This window comes from Bradyrhizobium sp. Crot121 (assembly GCF_059512385.1).
The window spans coordinates 1-3,172 of sequence record NZ_JCAMOR010000184.1 but is presented as its reverse complement, the minus strand read 5'-3'; the positions used below and the strand labels follow the sequence as shown (position 1 = coordinate 3,172).

Genomic DNA, 3,172 nt, shown 5'->3' with positions numbered 1-3,172 from the left:
TCGGCTCGCCAGTGGTCCTTCCTGCGGAAGGTTACGATCCGGATCTGCTGTGGGCGAGGATGGAAGGCGCCGGCCCACCGTCGCCTCTCGGGCGAGCTGTCGGCTCGCCAGTGGTCCTTCCTGCGGAAGGTTACGATCCGGATCTGCTGTGGGCGAGGATGGAAGGCGCCGGCCCATCGTCGTCTCTCGGGCCAACCGCGCGCCATCCTCAGGCCCCGAATTTCGGAGAGGCCGTTCGTCCCTTGAACTTCGGCCACCAGCACGCGCCGGACGAGCTGATCACTGCGCGGGAGGGGAGCAGCCTCCCGCCGAGCCAGGACAGCCGACCGACCAGCTTCGTGATCAACACTGACCGTTACACGGCGCTGTTGGTGCCCGCGGGGCTGATGAGGCAGAGCGCCCCACTCAATCCGCCAGGCGCTGCCATTCGTCTCGGATCTCGACCGGAAAACGCTCCGCAGCCGAGCGCGCGGCCGGGGAATCGGACCTCGCCAGCGCCGCTTGGACACAGGATGGAGCAAGCCGCGCCCGCGTCCGCCAGGGCTGAGGCTATGCCCTCAGCGGTCGGCGAGACTTTTGATGCTTCATTGGCCGTTCCCGAGGACTTTTCCCACGGCACCCAACCCGCGCCGGACATGATGATCTCGAAGCTGGGCCGCTGGGGCCTCTTGCCGGACGCGACGGAGCCGGTAAAGCACTACGACATTCGCGGCGAGCGCTACACCGCCGTCTTGGGGCCGGGAGGACCCAACGACGTTCGGCTCATCCATCACCCTCGAGTTGGTAGTGATGCTGCGCCAGCGGTGCCGGCGAGGGCTCTGTCAGACATCTAGCGCGGTCGTCACTCTCTGGCTGATCTGCCGTCCACACCGCAGAAGCTGCGTGATGACGCTGACTATCGCAATTCCGAGCAATTGTATTGGCTTCTTTGGCGGCATCAGGTGCTTCAGCGGGTCCTGAGCGAGGGTCGAAGATCGCTTGCGGTATGGATGACCGATTGATTTGCTCCGGGTGATTAGTTCGCAATCGGAGAACTTCACCCTGAGCGTCGCCGTCCCGCCCCGGGCGCCTGTGGCCTCGCAGTGGTGCGAAACCTTTTCGATGAGCGGCTTCAGTTCCGCTGCCGGAGCATCGTACTCCGCTAGGTCCTCTGAGAAGGTGTTCTCCGCACCGAGGGACTTGCGGATCCGGTTGGCACGCACGGGACGCTCGTCGATGCCGTGGGTATCCAACAGAGTAGCTATCGGCCTTGCCGAAGTTGGCGTTCATGAACTCGAGTGTCTGTTGCGCATGTCCATGCCCGGGAAAATCCCGAGGCGGTTCATCTTGGCGCTTGTCGCCGGCCCGATCTCATGGAATTTCCCGGCGGGGAGATCCTGAACGGAGGTCGGACCCATCTTTGGCGTGGTAAGGAACGATCATGCGGCTTGCGGTGGTGCGAGGCGAGCTTCGCCAGCAACTTGTTGTAGGATGTCGGCCGAGCGGTCAGGCAGTGTCCAAGTGCCAGCGTGAGGCTATGACTAAGCGATAACCCGAAATCGACTAAACGCGACTTTGCAAAGACAAAAGCCTTCGACGAGGTCTTCCCAACGATGCGCAAGGCGCCGCGGCTCAATAAGGCGCCGACGAATAAGCTCGGCTTAGCCCCGTTGTCTTGAATCATTTCAAGGCCGGCGGCCCTAACTGGCAGAGCAAAATTGACGAAGCATTTGTGAAGACTTGACGGAAGCCCGTGGATAGCTGAACGGACGCTCCAGACGAGCGGGGCGTCTCGCGGAGCTTTTTGTTGCATCAGGTCGGCATATGAAATCTTGGGTTCACAATCGGCTGAACATGCTTAACGAAAAAGGCGACCAGCGCTGCTGAATCTGCCAACAGCAGATTCCGGGACGCGCGTAATGCGAGCCCGGAACAACGTGGTAAGAGATTGCAAGAGCAAACAAAAACCCCGGCATTGCTGCCGGGGTTCTCGCGTTTCGTGGTTCACGTGCCGGCGGCTGGATCAGAAGTCCATAACACCCATGCCGCCCCCAGGAGGCATTGCGGGGCCGGCGGCCGGCTTCTTCGGCAACTCGGCGACCATCGCCTCGGTGGTGATCAGGAGAGCCGCCACCGACGACGCGTTCTGGACTGCGGTGCGCATGACCTTGGTCGGGTCGATGATGCCCTTGGAGACAAGGTTGCTGTACTCGCCGGTCTGCGCATCGTGTCGTAAGAGTACTGATCCTTCTCCAGGACTTTGCCGACCACGACCGAGCCGTCTTCGCCCGCGTTGATCGCGATCTGACGGGCCGGCCAGGACAGCGCCTTGCGCACGATCTCGACGCCGGTCTTCTGGTCGTCGTTCTTGGTACGCAGGCCCTTGAGCTGCTCGGTGGCACGGAGCAGGGCGACGCCGCCGCCCGGAACGATGCCTTCTTCCACCCCCGCACGGGTCGCGTGCATTGCGTCATCAACGCGATCCTTGCGCTCCTTCACCTTGATCTCGGTCGCGCCGCCTTAGCTGACTGCAGCTCTCGGCGTCGACGATCTACGTCAGTGATAAGCGCCGCATGTGTCCGCGCGGCTTCCTGGCCTTTTCGAGGCCGGCTGGAATGAACGGCCGTTCCAGCTGATCCGGCAGGAATTCTATCTGTGGGCGGGAGCGCGGTCTGTCATGTCGGTCCGAGCGCTTCGCTTCACCGGCTGTTGATGCCTGAGTAATTCTCCCCAGAAGTGCCGTTTAAAAAATCCCCAGTTGATCGTGTCGCCCATCCTCAGGGCGCGCCCTGAGGATGGGCGGCGAATCGATCACCCAATCCTGCTCTGCCCAGAACGAGGGAGCGGGTGCGGTGATCAAGCTTGGGGAAGTCATCATGATTCTTGATCTTCATCGGCAGGGACTGACGGTTTCAGCGATCGCCCGCGAACTCGGGATCGATCGAAAGACCGTTCGTAAATGCATCGCTCGTGGCTTAGAGCCGCCGGTCTATGGTCCACGTAAGCCGCGCCAGCGCCGCATCGATCCATTCGTTCCGTATTTGCGCGAACGGGTGATGGCTTATCCCGGCCTGACCGGCCGCCGGCTTTTGCGGGAGCTTCGCGAACGCGGTTATGAGGGCGGCTACACCGCCGTCACCGATGTGCTGCGCGAGATTCGTCCGGTCCCATTGCCAACGTTTGAAGTTCGCTT

At 62.0% G+C, this 3,172-nt stretch carries 2 protein-coding genes and 3 pseudogenes; 3 read left to right on the top strand and 2 right to left on the bottom strand.

Going from position 1 to position 3,172, the window contains the following annotated elements:
- Positions 1–833: pseudogene (locus AC5ZGW_RS45625) on the top strand (hypothetical protein); the annotation flags it as partial.
- Here the strand turns inward: AC5ZGW_RS45625 and AC5ZGW_RS45620 are convergent.
- The gene (locus AC5ZGW_RS45620) at positions 822–1,232 is read right to left on the bottom strand and encodes a DinB/UmuC family translesion DNA polymerase (RefSeq protein WP_245475207.1); all 411 of its coding nucleotides are present in this window, start codon (positions 1,230–1,232) and stop codon (positions 822–824) included. The pseudogene AC5ZGW_RS45625 and the gene AC5ZGW_RS45620 overlap by 12 nt on opposite strands.
- Positions 1,233–1,645: 413 nt before the next feature.
- On the opposite strand from AC5ZGW_RS45620, the pseudogene AC5ZGW_RS45615 reads away from it, so the two are divergent.
- A pseudogene (locus tag AC5ZGW_RS45615) lies at positions 1,646–1,723 on the top strand (BrnA antitoxin family protein); the annotation flags it as partial.
- 279 nt (positions 1,724–2,002) lie between these two features.
- Here the strand turns inward: AC5ZGW_RS45615 and AC5ZGW_RS45610 are convergent.
- A pseudogene (locus tag AC5ZGW_RS45610) lies at positions 2,003–2,499 on the bottom strand (TCP-1/cpn60 chaperonin family protein); the annotation flags it as partial.
- A 332-nt stretch (positions 2,500–2,831) separates the two neighbouring features.
- Here AC5ZGW_RS45610 and AC5ZGW_RS45605 point away from each other — a divergent pair.
- On the top strand, positions 2,832–3,172 hold a 341-nt coding region (locus tag AC5ZGW_RS45605; RefSeq protein WP_496114145.1), incomplete at its 3' end, for a helix-turn-helix domain-containing protein.